Origin of the sequence: Ruminococcus flavefaciens MA2007 (assembly GCF_000621845.1) — a bacterium.
Lineage (GTDB): Bacteria > Bacillota > Clostridia > Oscillospirales > Ruminococcaceae > Ruminococcus > Ruminococcus flavefaciens_E.
Map to the genome: position 1 here is coordinate 307,744 of NZ_KK211354.1, position 12,675 is coordinate 320,418.

Annotated in this window: 14 protein-coding genes and 1 tRNA gene; 12 read left to right on the forward strand and 3 right to left on the reverse strand. The window is 45.8% G+C overall.

The features are described from left to right. Nucleotides 1-235: 235 nt before the first annotated feature. Together T497_RS0112865 and T497_RS0112870 are read left to right on the forward strand one after the other, a co-directional pair. The gene (locus T497_RS0112865; protein WP_028515961.1) at nt 236-733 is read left to right on the forward strand and encodes a CarD family transcriptional regulator; all 498 of its coding nucleotides are present in this window, start codon (nt 236-238) and stop codon (nt 731-733) included. A gap of 126 nt (nt 734-859) precedes the next feature. Further along, a complete protein-coding gene (locus T497_RS0112870; RefSeq protein WP_028515962.1) occupies nt 860-1,099 on the forward strand; it encodes a hypothetical protein in 240 nt (79 codons plus the stop codon). A gap of 266 nt (nt 1,100-1,365) precedes the next feature. On the opposite strand, the gene T497_RS0112875 is transcribed toward T497_RS0112870, so the two are convergent. From T497_RS0112875 to T497_RS18870, 3 genes are all read right to left on the reverse strand, one after another. Further along, nucleotides 1,366-2,115: a hypothetical protein gene (locus T497_RS0112875; RefSeq protein ID WP_028515963.1), complete on the reverse strand. Its 750-nt coding sequence runs from the start codon at nt 2,113-2,115 to the stop codon at nt 1,366-1,368. 121 nt (nt 2,116-2,236) lie between these two features. Then, nucleotides 2,237-2,318 (reverse strand) — tRNA-Leu (locus tag T497_RS0112880). 198 nt (nt 2,319-2,516) lie between these two features. Continuing rightward, complete coding sequence (locus T497_RS18870; RefSeq protein ID WP_242840016.1) at nt 2,517-2,984, reverse strand: hypothetical protein; 468 nt, start codon at nt 2,982-2,984, stop codon at nt 2,517-2,519. Between the two features lie 452 nt (nt 2,985-3,436). Between T497_RS18870 and T497_RS0112890 the strand changes: the two genes are divergently transcribed. The 10 genes from T497_RS0112890 (at nt 3,437) to T497_RS0112940 (ending at nt 12,674) form a co-directional block, all read left to right on the forward strand. Next, nucleotides 3,437-3,685, forward strand: a complete 249-nt coding sequence (locus tag T497_RS0112890) for a TM1266 family iron-only hydrogenase system putative regulator (protein ID WP_028515964.1) — start codon at nt 3,437-3,439, stop codon at nt 3,683-3,685. 12 nt (nt 3,686-3,697) lie between these two features. Next, nucleotides 3,698-4,165, forward strand: coding sequence for a pyridoxamine 5'-phosphate oxidase family protein (locus T497_RS0112895; protein WP_028515965.1), 468 nt, complete (start codon nt 3,698-3,700; stop codon nt 4,163-4,165). Between the two features lie 18 nt (nt 4,166-4,183). Next, on the forward strand, nt 4,184-5,635 hold the full coding sequence (gene hydG / locus T497_RS0112900) for a [FeFe] hydrogenase H-cluster radical SAM maturase HydG (RefSeq protein ID WP_080693382.1): 1,452 nt from the start codon (nt 4,184-4,186) through the stop codon (nt 5,633-5,635). 118 nt (nt 5,636-5,753) lie between these two features. Continuing rightward, nucleotides 5,754-5,921, forward strand: a complete 168-nt coding sequence (locus tag T497_RS18585; RefSeq protein ID WP_196243045.1) for a hypothetical protein — start codon at nt 5,754-5,756, stop codon at nt 5,919-5,921. A gap of 632 nt (nt 5,922-6,553) precedes the next feature. Beyond that, nucleotides 6,554-8,086 carry a TIR domain-containing protein gene (locus T497_RS0112915; RefSeq protein WP_028515968.1) on the forward strand — a complete coding sequence of 511 codons (1,533 nt, stop codon included), beginning with the start codon at nt 6,554-6,556 and terminating at the stop codon, nt 8,084-8,086. Between the two features lie 22 nt (nt 8,087-8,108). Beyond that, nucleotides 8,109-8,408, forward strand: a complete 300-nt coding sequence (locus T497_RS0112920; RefSeq protein ID WP_028515969.1) for a YlmC/YmxH family sporulation protein — start codon at nt 8,109-8,111, stop codon at nt 8,406-8,408. A gap of 159 nt (nt 8,409-8,567) precedes the next feature. Beyond that, entirely contained in the window at nt 8,568-9,317 is a 750-nt protein-coding gene (rpsB, locus tag T497_RS0112925; protein WP_028515970.1) for a 30S ribosomal protein S2, read from the forward strand. Between the two features lie 83 nt (nt 9,318-9,400). Next, a complete protein-coding gene (gene tsf / locus T497_RS0112930) occupies nt 9,401-10,318 on the forward strand; it encodes a translation elongation factor Ts (RefSeq protein ID WP_028515971.1) in 918 nt (305 codons plus the stop codon). A gap of 248 nt (nt 10,319-10,566) precedes the next feature. Next, nucleotides 10,567-11,502, forward strand: a complete 936-nt coding sequence (locus tag T497_RS0112935; protein WP_037325078.1) for an AAA family ATPase — start codon at nt 10,567-10,569, stop codon at nt 11,500-11,502. Nucleotides 11,503-11,504: 2 nt separating this feature from the next. Beyond that, nucleotides 11,505-12,674 (forward strand): DUF58 domain-containing protein, encoded by a 1,170-nt coding sequence (locus T497_RS0112940; RefSeq protein WP_028515973.1) that lies wholly within the window; start codon nt 11,505-11,507, stop codon nt 12,672-12,674. Nucleotide 12,675: the final 1 nt, after the last annotated feature.

The window sequence follows — 12,675 nt, forward strand, 5'->3', positions numbered from 1 at the left end:
AGATATTTGAAGATAAAATGGAACGAAAGTGGAATGTCAGCCTTTTACTGTGGAATTTGCAGAAGCATTATGTGACAGGAATGTGAAAACGCAGATACAAGCATTTCATTTTTGTGCAAAACTGCCTTTGCTTTTTTCTTGAAAAGGTGCTATAATAAAGCAAGAGAACGTGTAGCAGTTACTGCGTAAGTCCAGTTGCTTGCTGCACGTTCTATTTTTTTTCGAGGTGATATTGATGTATAATGTGGGAGACATTGTTATGTACGGGACATTCGGCATATGTAAGGTCACAGCTATAGAAAAGCGTGATTTTACGGGAGAGGAGCAGGAGTACTATATACTCAGGCATACAAATTCAGAAAAAAACACTTTCTATGTTCCTGTAAATAATGAAGCTGCTCTTGGCAATATGCATTATGTATGCTCAAAGGCTGAAGTTGACGAGCTTATCTCACATATGAATTCACATGACATGATATGGATTGACAACGATATGCAGCGCAAAGCAGAATACAGCCGTATCATAAAGGACGCTGACAAGCACGATATGATAAGCCTGATAAAAACTTTGTATCTTCGCCGCAAGGAGCTTGCCGAAAGCGGAAAGAAGCTCCGTACCGCTGACGAGAATTATCTTAATCTTGCAGAGAATATGCTCTTTGAGGAGTTTGCCTACGCTCTTGACATTGACAGAAGCGAAGTTGTTGAATATATCGAAAAGCATATCGCATAAACTTTGTGCAAAACTGCCTTTGAAAAATTCTGAAATAATTGATATAATTAGTACATAACGAGTAGCAATTCTGCGTAAGTCCGGTTATTGCTGCTCGTTTTATTATTTTTATGGAGGTCGATCATAATGAAAAGGATCAAAGAAGCGTGTATCTGCCAGACACTGCATTTTATGCTGAAGGAGGACGCTCCGCGGGATTACGCTGCAAGACTTGTAAAGGAAGAAATAGAAAAGTACAAGGAGTCACTTGAAAAAACAGGTACAAAGTACAGAATTATCGAAGAAACACCGCAGTCTGACGGCTCGGTCATCATCAAGATAAAGAAGCAGTACAACGCCTCGCCCGTTGGCTCATATCTCGACTGATACAACTATAATAAATAGAGCCGCAGGGGAGACCTGCGGCTTTAATTCTATTCTACATATTTCTCGGAAAATAAATAAGTCTCTCAGCGGAAATTAACCATTCTTTCGGTATGCTATATAGCTTGCTGTGAGGTTTATGTATTTCAGTGAGGTATGTGCCGATTATAATATGTGCCATAATGCTGATTTTGGCTTATGCGGAACGGAAATCAGGTGTGCCATTAGACCATAGATTATAAGAACGAGTTTTTGAAATGAGTCGGAAGTTAGTTTTTATAAGCGGCATTAAAATCTTCACCATTATTCAGGTTATCGAATAGTTCCAGCAATCCTTTCTGACCATGAATCTCCATCCATTCGCTGACTTCATGTTTTGCATTCAGATAACGGAAACGCCTGTCCTCTACAGGACCTGCATAAAATTCAGAACCTGTATCCATATCTTCAAGAGGAACCGTGTTTTTTCCGTTATCGGTCTGTTCAATCCACGCATCAAGCCCGTATTGCTTACGATAATCATTTTGCGTGGCAAGTCCCTCATCAAACCATGTGGGAATACTTTTCAGGGCTTTCATATTCAGGCGAGTGTGCAGCTCTGCATGAGTGAATTCATGTGCTATGATGTCGATATTCAGATATTCATCTGAAACAGAAATGTAGTTTTTTTTCGCATATGAGGTTCGCGTATCATGATCTCCGCCGAGCTTTGAAAGCAGCTTATCATCATCACAGATAATTATGAACGTCGTATTTGTTTCGGTGCATTGTAATTCCCCGAAAAATGCTCTGTCCCGTTCCAGTGCTTCTTCCGTGAGCTGAATCGCCTCTTTGATATCACCGGAATAGTTTTTGTTCACATAAATATGATCTGCTGCTTTTTCAAAGGAACTACGGTACGGAACTGACATTCGATATCCTAACCCCGTAAATTGAAAAATATAGACAGCCGCCAATAACAACAGCAGTATCAAAGAAATGCAACAGCATAATATGATTTTCTTTTTCTTAGTTTTCATGATAATATTGATTCCTCCAGTCGATTCAGATTGATATATTTTTTTTACCGAGATCATTTTATCAGAATCAGAACATACTCAACATAAAACAAAAGCCCGAATAATCGGACTTCATAAGTAGTGCGGGTGACAGGACTTGAACCTGCACACCTTACGGCATTAGAACCTAAATCTAACGTGTCTGCCAATTTCACCACACCCGCATATTCAATTTTGACCGCCTAATCAGACTGCCGACAGGGACAGTTTTACAACTCCAATGTCGTAGCGCAACCTAAATCTGACGTGTCTGACAGTTTCACCACATCCGCATAGACCAACAAAAGTAATTATACTCTAAAAATAGATTTTTGTCAAGAGAAAAAAAGAGGAGCTCAAACAGCTCCTCAGTTTTATTTTATTCAGGCCTTTTCGATTTCCTCGGCTTTTACAGCAGCCTCTTCAGCAGGTGCATTTACAGTTGTGTCCTTAACTTCATTTTCGGCAGCGTTCTGTTCTGCGGGCTGTTCAGGCTTAGCAGCTTCTTCTGCATGCGGAGCAGGAGCGTTCTGAACAGGCTGAGCAACAGGAGCAGGCTGTGGAACCGGAGCAACAGGAGCGGCAGGAGCCGCCGGAGCTGACGGTGCAGGAGCTGCAGGCTTCTTGTTTTTCTCGGAATTCTTGTTTTCTGCCTCTTCCTTTTCGGTGCGGTCGCCCTTTGACTCGATATAGAGCTCATCGTCGGCAATACTGCCCACAAATCTGAGCTGTTTTACAGGAATTCTCTTTAAAGGAGAATATATAAAAGCTTTACATGAATAATTCTGTTCAACGAGGCCTCTTTTTTCGCAAAGAACGCGATTTCCGTCCTTTGTTCTCTTACCGTACATACAGTAATCGCACTTAGGCTCTATTTTTTTATCAAAATATTTAGCCCCGCCCTGGAAAAATGAGAATAAACCCATTAATAATCACCTCAAAAATAAATCTAAAAATAGTATATCACAAATAAAAGATTTTGTCCAGTGATTTTTGAAAAATTATATAAATTCTTTAAAAAACGGCTTGACCATTGTATAAGCTGTACAAAATGAGCAGGAATATTTGTTTTATAATACTAACCAAATAAGATTGACATTTTTGTATCAAAGTGGTATGATAAATACAGCGGAAGTCAGGATTTATTCTGGTTTTGGCTGGTTTAATAATATTGTTTTCGGGCAGCAGGGTGAAAACTCTGTTATCGGATGGCAGTTGCACAGTATAACTATACAGGTAAGCTCCGTCCGTTTTTGGGCGGATTTTTTTGTATACTGCCGTTTTTCTGCCGAAGGGAGGAGAAATGGAAAAAAAAAGAATTGCCGTTGCGGCTATAGTCATTGACGAACAGTCCGCGGCAGTAGAGGTGAACAACGTACTTCACGACTACAGTGATATTATAATTGGTCGCATGGGGCTTCCTTACAAAGAGCGAGGGATATCCCTCATCTCAGTGGCGCTTGACGCAGAACCCGATGTTATCAGCAGTCTCACGGGAAGACTTGGGCAGATACAGGGCGTATCTGTAAAAGCAGCTATATCGAAGAAGTGACAGGAGAGTTTTATGAGAAGAAACGACCGCGAGATAACCGACAGCGAGCAGATAAAGAGCTTCATTTCGGCTGAAAAGATAATTCGTATCGGTTTCTGTGATAACGGAGAGGTTTATATTGTACCTGTGAATTATGGCTTTTCGTCAGATGATACAGGATATACTTTCTATTTTCACGGCGCAAAGGCGGGAAGAAAATATGAGCTTGCACAAGCGTGTCCGTCTGTGGGCTTTGAGATAGACGGCAGATATGAGCTTATATCTGCTGATACCGCCTGCGGCCATTCAGCGAAGTTTTGCAGCGTTATCGGTACGGGAGTCCTTTCGCTTATTGAGGGCTCAGAAGAAAAGAAAGCCGCTCTTGAATATGTTATGAAGCAGTCGGCAGGCAGAACGGGACTTGAATATTCCGAGGAAGTTCTTTCGCGGACTGCGGTATTTAAACTTGAAGTAAATACAATGTCTTGCAAGGCTAAATAATAAAGGAGAAAGATGAATATGTATGATGTAAAATCTTTAAAGGCAGAAGAATTTATAAACGATGAGGAGATAATGGCTACACTGGAATATGCTGAGCAGAACAAGCATAACCGTGAACTCATCGAGCAGATACTTGAAAAGGCAAAGCCGAGAAAAACAGGCAGGGGAGTAGAATGCGCAGGACTTACTCACCGTGAGGCAAGTGTGCTTCTTGCCTGTGATATCCCGGAGATGACAGAGAAGATGTACAAGCTTGCAAAGGAGATAAAGCAGGCATTTTACGGCAACAGAATAGTTATGTTTGCTCCGCTTTATCTTTCAAATTATTGCGTAAACAAGTGCGTATACTGTCCATATCATATGCAGAATAAGGAAATACCGCGCAAGAAGCTGACTCAGGAGGAAGTTCGTCAGGAGGTCATCGCACTTCAGGATATGGGACACAAGCGTCTTGCAATCGAGTCAGGCGAGGATCCTGTGAACAATCCTATCGAGTATATCCTCGAATGTATCAAGACTATCTATTCCATCAAGCACAAGAACGGAGCTATCCGCCGTGTAAATGTAAATATCGCAGCAACTACAGTTGAAAACTACCGCAAGCTCAAGGAAGCAGGCATAGGTACATATATCCTCTTCCAGGAGACCTACCATAAGGAGAGCTACGAGAAGCTCCACCCCGCAGGACCAAAGCACAACTATGCATACCACACAGAAGCTATGGACAGAGCTATGGAGGGCGGTATCGACGATGTAGGTCTTGGCGTTCTCTTCGGACTTGACAAGTACAAGTACGAATTCGCAGGACTTCTCATGCACGCCGAGCACCTTGAAGCTGTTCACGGCGTAGGTCCGCACACTATCAGCGTTCCTCGTATCAGAAGAGCTTCGGATATCGATCCGAGCGTATTTGACAACGGTATCGACGATGATACCTTTGCAAAGCTTGTAGCTTGTATCAGAATCGCAGTTCCTTATACAGGCATGATAATCTCCACCCGTGAGAGCGAAGCCTGTCGTGAAAAGGTTCTCGGACTTGGTGTGTCCCAGATATCAGGCGGTTCAAGAACATCTGTCGGCGGTTATGCAGGCTATACTCCCGAGGACAGACCACACGATACAGAGCAGTTCGACGTATCCGACCAGCGCTCTCTCGATGAAGTAGTAAAGTGGCTCATGGACGGCGGCTATATCCCGTCATTCTGCACAGCCTGCTACCGCGAGGGACGTACAGGAGACCGCTTCATGGCACTGTGTAAGGTAGGACAGATACAGAACTGCTGTCACCCTAACGCTCTTATGACATTGCAGGAGTACCTCTCGGACTATGCTTCACCCGAAACAAAGGCAGTAGGAGAGGCGCTTATTGCCAAGGAGATACAGAATGTTCCCGATGAAAAGCGCCGTCAGCGTGCTATTGAGTACCTTGACAGCATAAAGAACGGCGGTCAGCGCGATTTCAGATTCTGATGTTTAAGCCTGAGAGTGAAAAAAGCTCTCAGGCTTTTTCGCAAAAATACATTTGACAAATTAGAGCCAATGTGCTAAAATAAACCATAACACCATTATAAATAAAGGAGACCTTGTAATGTTTGCAGCATTAATGCTTTTAGCGGCTAATTCACCGCAGACGGGAGACAGATTCCCGAGGGGCGTACTGTTCATAATTATCGCAGCTGCGATTCTTCTTGCAGTGGGAACTGCGATATTTGCCAAGAAAAACGGCGGCGACAGCGACGACGATGATGAAGAATGATTTCGCGGCAGCTGCTTTTGCAGCTGCCCGATTTTTATCTGTACGACTAAATCATAATTTAATGCAATAACTTACCGAGCCCATGAACGGGATTCCAAAGGGACTGTGTTCCTTTGGCGGAGTGACTCCCCATAAAATGGGGAGATGTCCGTAGGACAGAGGGGACGTACCGGTAAGGTCAGAGGCGGCGCCTCTGGTGGGGTGTGGGGCAAGCTTAACAAGCCCGTCCCCTTTGTCGCCGTGCGACATCTCCCCACACTGTGGGGAGTAACCCCACAGTTACGAAGCGCTCCTAACAGGAGCGAGTACCCTCTGTCAGCTACGCTGACATCTCCCTGTACCACAGGGAGTAACCGCAAAGGGTGAATCAAAAAACAGTCCAGTGGACTGCTTTTTGAGAGGGTGACTCCCTACAGTGTAGGGAGATGTCCAAAGGACAGAGGGTGCCGGACACGATTAGTGTCGCCCTGCAAGAGAGGGCGTTCCCTAAATGGGACGTCGAGGACGCCGTCCCCTACATTTTTCAGCGGGCGGATAATATCCGCCCCTACAAACATAAAACTGATTTATTGCATATGATTCTTTTCAGTGCCAAAGATAACATATAATGATAGTGAAAGGAGGCGGAGCCTGTGGAGCTTTTATGCAGGATATGCGGCGAAATATTGCAGCCCGATGACGATACGGGCGTATGCGACTGCGAAAGCTGCGGTTCGAGACAGACCTATCCTATGGGATATGACAGCGAAAGACTTGAAATATTCAACAAAGCACGCAGTCTTCGCCAGAAAACGGACTTTGAGGGCGCGGAAAAGCTGCTTGTTCAGCTCTGTGCCGAGGTTCCCGACGAGCCCGAGGGCTTCTGGGAGCTTGTTCTGTGCCGCTGCGGAATAGTTTACGAGAACGGCGATTCTGCGGTAAAAGTTCCCGTATGCCGCCGAGCTTCGCTGACGCCTGTGACAGAGGAGGTGAACTACCTTACCGCCATAGCCTATGCCACTGACGAACAAAAGGCGGTATACTGCCGTGAAGCTGCTGCTATTGACGTTCTGCGCCGCGAGTTTGTGGAGCGAGTTGGCAACGGCGAGCGCTACGACGTGTTCATTTGCGGCAGTTCGTCCGAAAAGGGAGAAAGTGTCGCTTCCGAGATATACGACCAGCTCTGCGAGGAGGGCTTCAGCGTGTTCTACGCTCCAAAGTCCATTAAGGAAGTCAGCGGCAGAGCAGGGGAGCTTTATATAAATGCGGCTATAAATTCAGCAGAAGCCCTGCTTGTAGTCTGCGCTGATCCCGAGGGCTTTGCGCAGCCGCACATGAAAAGCCAGTGGAGCAGATGTGCTTCGGCAGTCCGAAAGGACGGCGAAAAGCTGCTTATCACCTGTATAAGCGGCGTTTCCGAGGGAGATATCCCCGAGGAGCTATCTGACTATCCTGTCATGGATATGGAAAAGCTGGGCTTCATGGCGGAGGTCATAAGGCTTATCCGCCGCAGGGACAGCGGACACAGCGCTTCAGCGCGTAAAGCTCCCGAAAAGCTTATCCGCAGAATGAATATTTTCCTTGCAGACGAGGATTTTGAAGCTGCCGAGGAGTACTGCGATATTATCCTTGACGCTTCTCCCGAATGCTGGCAGGCTCACTGGGCACGGTTCCTTGCGTATAACGGCTGCCGAAACAACGGTGACCTGCTGCTGGAAGAAGTTGTGGAGAGCTTTGCATCTGATTATATAGAGCATTTCGGCTATGATTTTGCCGAGGACGATGTATTCGGAGCACAGCTTGCTCAGCTTTTAGGCGATTCGCCGCGAAAAGCCCTTGAATACGCTGAGGACGACGAAAAACTGAACCTTGAGACAGTATACGAGCGTTTTGTGAACGCTGTCAGGGACGCAGTTTTCAACAGGGAACAGGAAAACATCGAGACCGAGGAAAAGCAGGAGCTTGAAGAGATGCGCCGCCGCCATGACGAGGAGGAGGAGCGTAAAACTGCTGCCGAGAACAAAAAACAGGCGATACGAAACCGTTATATCACCTATGCGGCTGTTATATTCACGGTGCTCATTATAATATGTGTAAAGTTCAGCAGCATACTGGCTGGCGCACTTATTGTAATAATGATAATTGTTTCGGTGCTTGTTCTCGGAGGGCTGAACAGAAAAGACTGACTTCCGCTTGTGAGGTGATGATATGCTTCTTGGATTTGAGGAATTATGCAGGAAGGAAGTTATAGACATCTCCACGGGAGAGCGGCTGGGCTTTATCGACGATATAGAGCTTGATATCGAAAGCGGCACCGTGAAGTCGCTTATCATATACGGCGGAGCACGGTTTCTTGGATTTTTCGGCAGGGAAGAGGACTCCGTGATAGCCTGCTCGGAAATAAAGGTCATAGGTGACGACGTGGTGCTTGTGGAGCGTCCTAAGGATAGCCTGCATATGAAATCAACAAAAAAAGGGAGAAATAGTTTTTTAAGTTTGTTGAAATAAACACTGCAAAAAAGCTTGAAATACTTGCCTGTATATGATATAATATTAAGGCAATTCGCACGGCTGTACTTTCGGCGGTTGGTGCGCAGATATCTGCGTTGCTGCTGAGTTAAGTCGGTCGGAGGATTAATATTAACCAATTTTAAGGAGGACTACACCATGGGAGTAGTATCAATGAAGCAGCTTCTTGAGGCTGGCGTACACTTCGGACACCAGACAAGAAGATGGAACCCGAAAATGGCACCATACATTTTCACAGAGAGAAACGGAATCTACATCATCGACCTTCAGAAGACAGTTAAGAAGCTCGAGGACGCTTATATGTTCGTTCGCGACATCGCTTCACAGGGCGGCGAGGTACTTTTCGTAGGTACAAAGAAGCAGGCTGGCGATTCCGTTAAGGAAGAAGCTACAAGAGCAGGCGCACACTATGTAAACGCAAGATGGCTGGGCGGTATGCTCACCAACTTCAAGACAATCCAGACAAGAATCAAGAGACTTGAGCAGCTCCACACAATGGAAGAGGACGGCACATTCGCTCTTCTCCCTAAGAAGGAAGTTGTTAAGCTCAACCTTGAAATAGAGAAGCTCGAGAAGTTCCTCGGCGGTATCAAGACAATGAAGAAGCTCCCGGCAGCACTCTTCATCGTTGATCCACGCAAGGAAAAGATCGCTGTTGCTGAGGCTAAGAAGCTCAACATCCCGATCGTTGCTATCGTAGATACAAACTGCGATCCTGACGAAGTTGATTACGTTATCCCAGGTAACGACGACGCTATCAGAGCTGTAAAGCTTATCGCAGGCACAATCGCTAACGCTGTTATCGAAGGCAGACAGGGCGATGACGCTACAGCTGCACAGGAGGCTCCTGCTGAGGAAGCTGAGAGCGCTGAGGCTGACGCTGAATAATCATAAAACAATGAAAACAATCAAAAACCCGAACTAACCCTTCGGGTTTTTGCGGATTTAATAATAATTAGGAGGTATTTACAATGGGTAAGGTATCCGTTGCTGAAATTAAAGATCTTATGAAGTCCACAGGCGTTGGTATGATGGACTGTAAGAAGGCTCTCGAAGAGAACGATGGCGATATGGACAAGGCTATCGAGTTCCTCAGAGAAAAAGGACTTGCTACACAGGCTAAGAAGAGCGGCAGAGCTGCTGCTGAGGGCGTAGTTACAGCTGTTGTAAACGGCGAGGTAGGCGTTCTCCTCGAAGTAAACACAGAGACTGACTTCGCTGCTAACACAGACGATATCAGAAACTTCGTTGCTAACGTAGCAAACACTATCATTGAGAAGAATCCTGCTGACGTTGAGGCTCTCAAGAATATGCCTATCAGCGGCGGCAATGGCACAGTAGGCGAGGCTCTCACAGAGCTCGCTGGCATGAAGATCAGAGAGAACATCGTTATCCGTCGTTTCGTAAGACTCGAGGGCAAGCTTGCTTCTTATATCCACAACAACGGCAGCATCGGTGTTATGGTAAAGATGGACACAGACCTTTCTGCTGATCAGGTAGCTGCTATCGGTAAGGACGTTGCTATGCAGTCTGCTGCTCTCAACGCTCCATACGTAAGAAGAGAGGACGTTCCTGCTGAGGTTATCGAGAACGAGAAGAAGATCATGCTCGCTCAGATGGCTGAGGATCCTAAGATGGCTTCCAAGCCCGAGCAGGTTCGCGTAAAGATCGTTGAAGGCAAGGTTGGCAAGTACTACAGCGAGAACTGCCTCCTCGAGCAGGCTTTCGTTAAGGACGACAAGCTCACAGTTCAGGGCTATGTTGACGCAGAGGCTAAGAAGCTCGGCGGTTCTATCAAGGTCGTTGACGTTGTTCGTTACGAGCGCGGCGAGGGCGTTGAGAAGAAGGAAGAGAATTTTGCTGACGAGATCGCTAACATGATCAAGTAATCAAAGCTTTTACAGACAGCGGCGGAATAATCCTGCCGCTGTTTTTACTTATCAACAGAAAAAACAGCTTTTTTATATAGATATAGCGATTAATTGGACAAATTTTCCACATTATAACACCTGTATTATTGTAAGATGTTACAATAATACAGGTTTTTTTTCGTATGGTTTTCCCTTGAAGTAATTTGGAAAATATGTTATAATAGTTTTAATTGGATAATATGCTCAAAAGTATGAGGTACTGTAATATGAATGAAAGAATTAGTAAACTCGCAGGTTCTGTCGGCAGAGTCATTGTAGGTAAAAAGGACACGGTAATCAAGCTGATAGCCGCACTGTTATGTGAAGGTCATGTTCTTCTTGAGGACGTTCCCGGCGTTGGCAAAACTCAGCTGATAACCGCTCTATCACGTTCAATAGGCGGAAAATTCAACCGTATCCAGCTTACTCCCGACGTTATGCCCTCGGATATTGCTGGCTTTACTATGCTCGATTCAAATAAGGGCGACTTTGTTTACCGCGACGGTGCGGTAATGTGTAATTTCCTCCTTGCGGACGAGATAAACCGTGCCTCGCCGAAGGTACAGTCGGCTCTGCTTGAGGCTATGGAGGAGCGCCAGATAAGTCTTGACGGCGTTACCCACAAGCTCCCGAAGCCGTTCCTCGTTATGGCAACTCAGAACCCTGTAGAGACCTACGGTACTTTCCACCTTCCCGAGGCTCAGATGGACAGATTCTTCATGAAGCTGTCTATGGGCTATCCCTCAATGGAGGAGGAAGTACAGATACTTGAAAGAACAGAGCTCAACAATCCTATTGTTAATATAGAAGAACCTGTAATGCACGTTGAAGATATCATCGCAATGCAGCAGGAGGTAAAGCAGGTCCGCGTCAGCGACGCTGTCAAGGAGTACATCGTTGATATCGTTGCGGCAACAAGAGCGGACAGAAATACCGTTCTCGGCATAAGCCCCCGCGGAAGCATAGCGCTTTTCAAGGCGGCAAAGGCTTATGCGTACATCTACGAGAGAGACTATGTAACTCCAGATGATGTAAAGAATACGGCTGTTTCGGTTCTCTCTCACAGAATAATACTTTCACCGCAGGGCAAAACTGCCTTTGGCTCAGGCGAGGCATATGTGGAAAATGTCCTCAAAAACTGTCCTGTTCCTGCTATGAGCTGAATATGAAGCATTTCAAGAGTATTATAAGCGTACTTGCAGTTGCTTTTCTGGTCTATATCTTCACTTTCTATATCGACGGCGAAATGGGTATCATTCTGCTGGCATTCGTGGCGTTTGCGCCCCTTGTGTCGCTTTTTATCACCCTTTACGCAAGAAATCGCATCAAGGTAAGCTTCAGCTGTGACGCCTATGTGCCAAAGGGCAGCAAGCTCTTTGTCGATGTAAAAGTTGAGAAAACAGGTGTATTTCCGGTTTCAATAGTGGAAATATGCCCCTATGCTACTGAAATTTTTGCTCAGGACATAAAAAAGCGCAAGCTAAGTATGCTCAATGAGAACAAACGCCGCTTCAGATTAGAGGTTGACGCTCTTGTGGGCGGAAACGGTGAGATAGGTATAAAAGCGGTTTATTCCTGCGGATTTCTCGGATTTATGAAGTTTGCGGTGAAAACTCCGCTCCCTCAGCCTGTTTCCGTAGGCGTTATACCGCCAATTCCCGAGGTCAAGTCCTCAACTCAGCTTTTCCGTTCCATTGCGGACGTTGTGCTCACAAGCGATGACGATGAGGAAAACGATACAGCCATGCTGTTCTCGGCAAATACCTCTCCAGGCTATGAGCACCGCGAATACGAGCAGGGCGATCCGCTGAAACGCATAAACTGGAAGCTTTCATCGAAAAAGCAGAAGCTTATGGTACGTCTGGACGAGGCTGCCGCTTCGGTACAGCCTGTTCTGATACTCGACCTTTACAGAAATGGCGCGATCCCGCCCGTAAACGCTGTAAGAGGCGAGGAACAGCTTATCCGCTCGGTATTCGGCTTGCTTGACCTGCTGGTAAAGCAGGGTATCGCCTGCAATTTCGTATACCGCACCAGCACTGGCGAGACTGCCTGCGAAAGCGTGGATAATCCCGATTATCCGAATCAGCTCCTGCTGAAAATACTTGCTATAAAGGTTGTACCCGATAAGCGTATCGACCTTTCTCATAATACAGGTTCATTCTGTGCCTGTGTAGTTGCTACTACCGACGCAGGTCCGGGCTTTTCAGAGGTTACCCGTTATATCGAGGAGCCTGATAACACAAGCATTATCGGACTCTCCATTGCGTCTGTAAATTCCACATCCTTTAAAATGTGGTATCTTGATGAAGATAATAATTTCAAACTGGTATAAA

What these genes read in the sequence shown, in the direction of transcription:
- T497_RS0112895 (WP_028515965.1), top strand. Translation starts at nt 3,698, where the DNA reads ATGAGAAGAAACGACCGCGAGATAACCGACAGCGAGCAGATAAAGAGC.
- hydG (WP_080693382.1), top strand. Translation starts at nt 4,184, where the DNA reads ATGTATGATGTAAAATCTTTAAAGGCAGAAGAATTTATAAACGATGAG.
- T497_RS0112865 (WP_028515961.1), top strand. Translation starts at nt 236, where the DNA reads ATGTATAATGTGGGAGACATTGTTATGTACGGGACATTCGGCATATGT.
- T497_RS0112875 (WP_028515963.1), bottom strand. Translation starts at nt 2,115, where the DNA reads ATGAAAACTAAGAAAAAGAAAATCATATTATGCTGTTGCATTTCTTTG.
- T497_RS0112870 (WP_028515962.1), top strand. Translation starts at nt 860, where the DNA reads ATGAAAAGGATCAAAGAAGCGTGTATCTGCCAGACACTGCATTTTATG.
- rpsB (WP_028515970.1), top strand. Translation starts at nt 8,568, where the DNA reads ATGGGAGTAGTATCAATGAAGCAGCTTCTTGAGGCTGGCGTACACTTC.
- T497_RS0112920 (WP_028515969.1), top strand. Translation starts at nt 8,109, where the DNA reads ATGCTTCTTGGATTTGAGGAATTATGCAGGAAGGAAGTTATAGACATC.
- T497_RS0112890 (WP_028515964.1), top strand. Translation starts at nt 3,437, where the DNA reads ATGGAAAAAAAAAGAATTGCCGTTGCGGCTATAGTCATTGACGAACAG.
- T497_RS0112940 (WP_028515973.1), top strand. Translation starts at nt 11,505, where the DNA reads ATGAAGCATTTCAAGAGTATTATAAGCGTACTTGCAGTTGCTTTTCTG.
- T497_RS18585 (WP_196243045.1), top strand. Translation starts at nt 5,754, where the DNA reads ATGTTTGCAGCATTAATGCTTTTAGCGGCTAATTCACCGCAGACGGGA.
- T497_RS0112935 (WP_037325078.1), top strand. Translation starts at nt 10,567, where the DNA reads ATGAATGAAAGAATTAGTAAACTCGCAGGTTCTGTCGGCAGAGTCATT.
- T497_RS18870 (WP_242840016.1), bottom strand. Translation starts at nt 2,984, where the DNA reads ATGTACGGTAAGAGAACAAAGGACGGAAATCGCGTTCTTTGCGAAAAA.
- tsf (WP_028515971.1), top strand. Translation starts at nt 9,401, where the DNA reads ATGGGTAAGGTATCCGTTGCTGAAATTAAAGATCTTATGAAGTCCACA.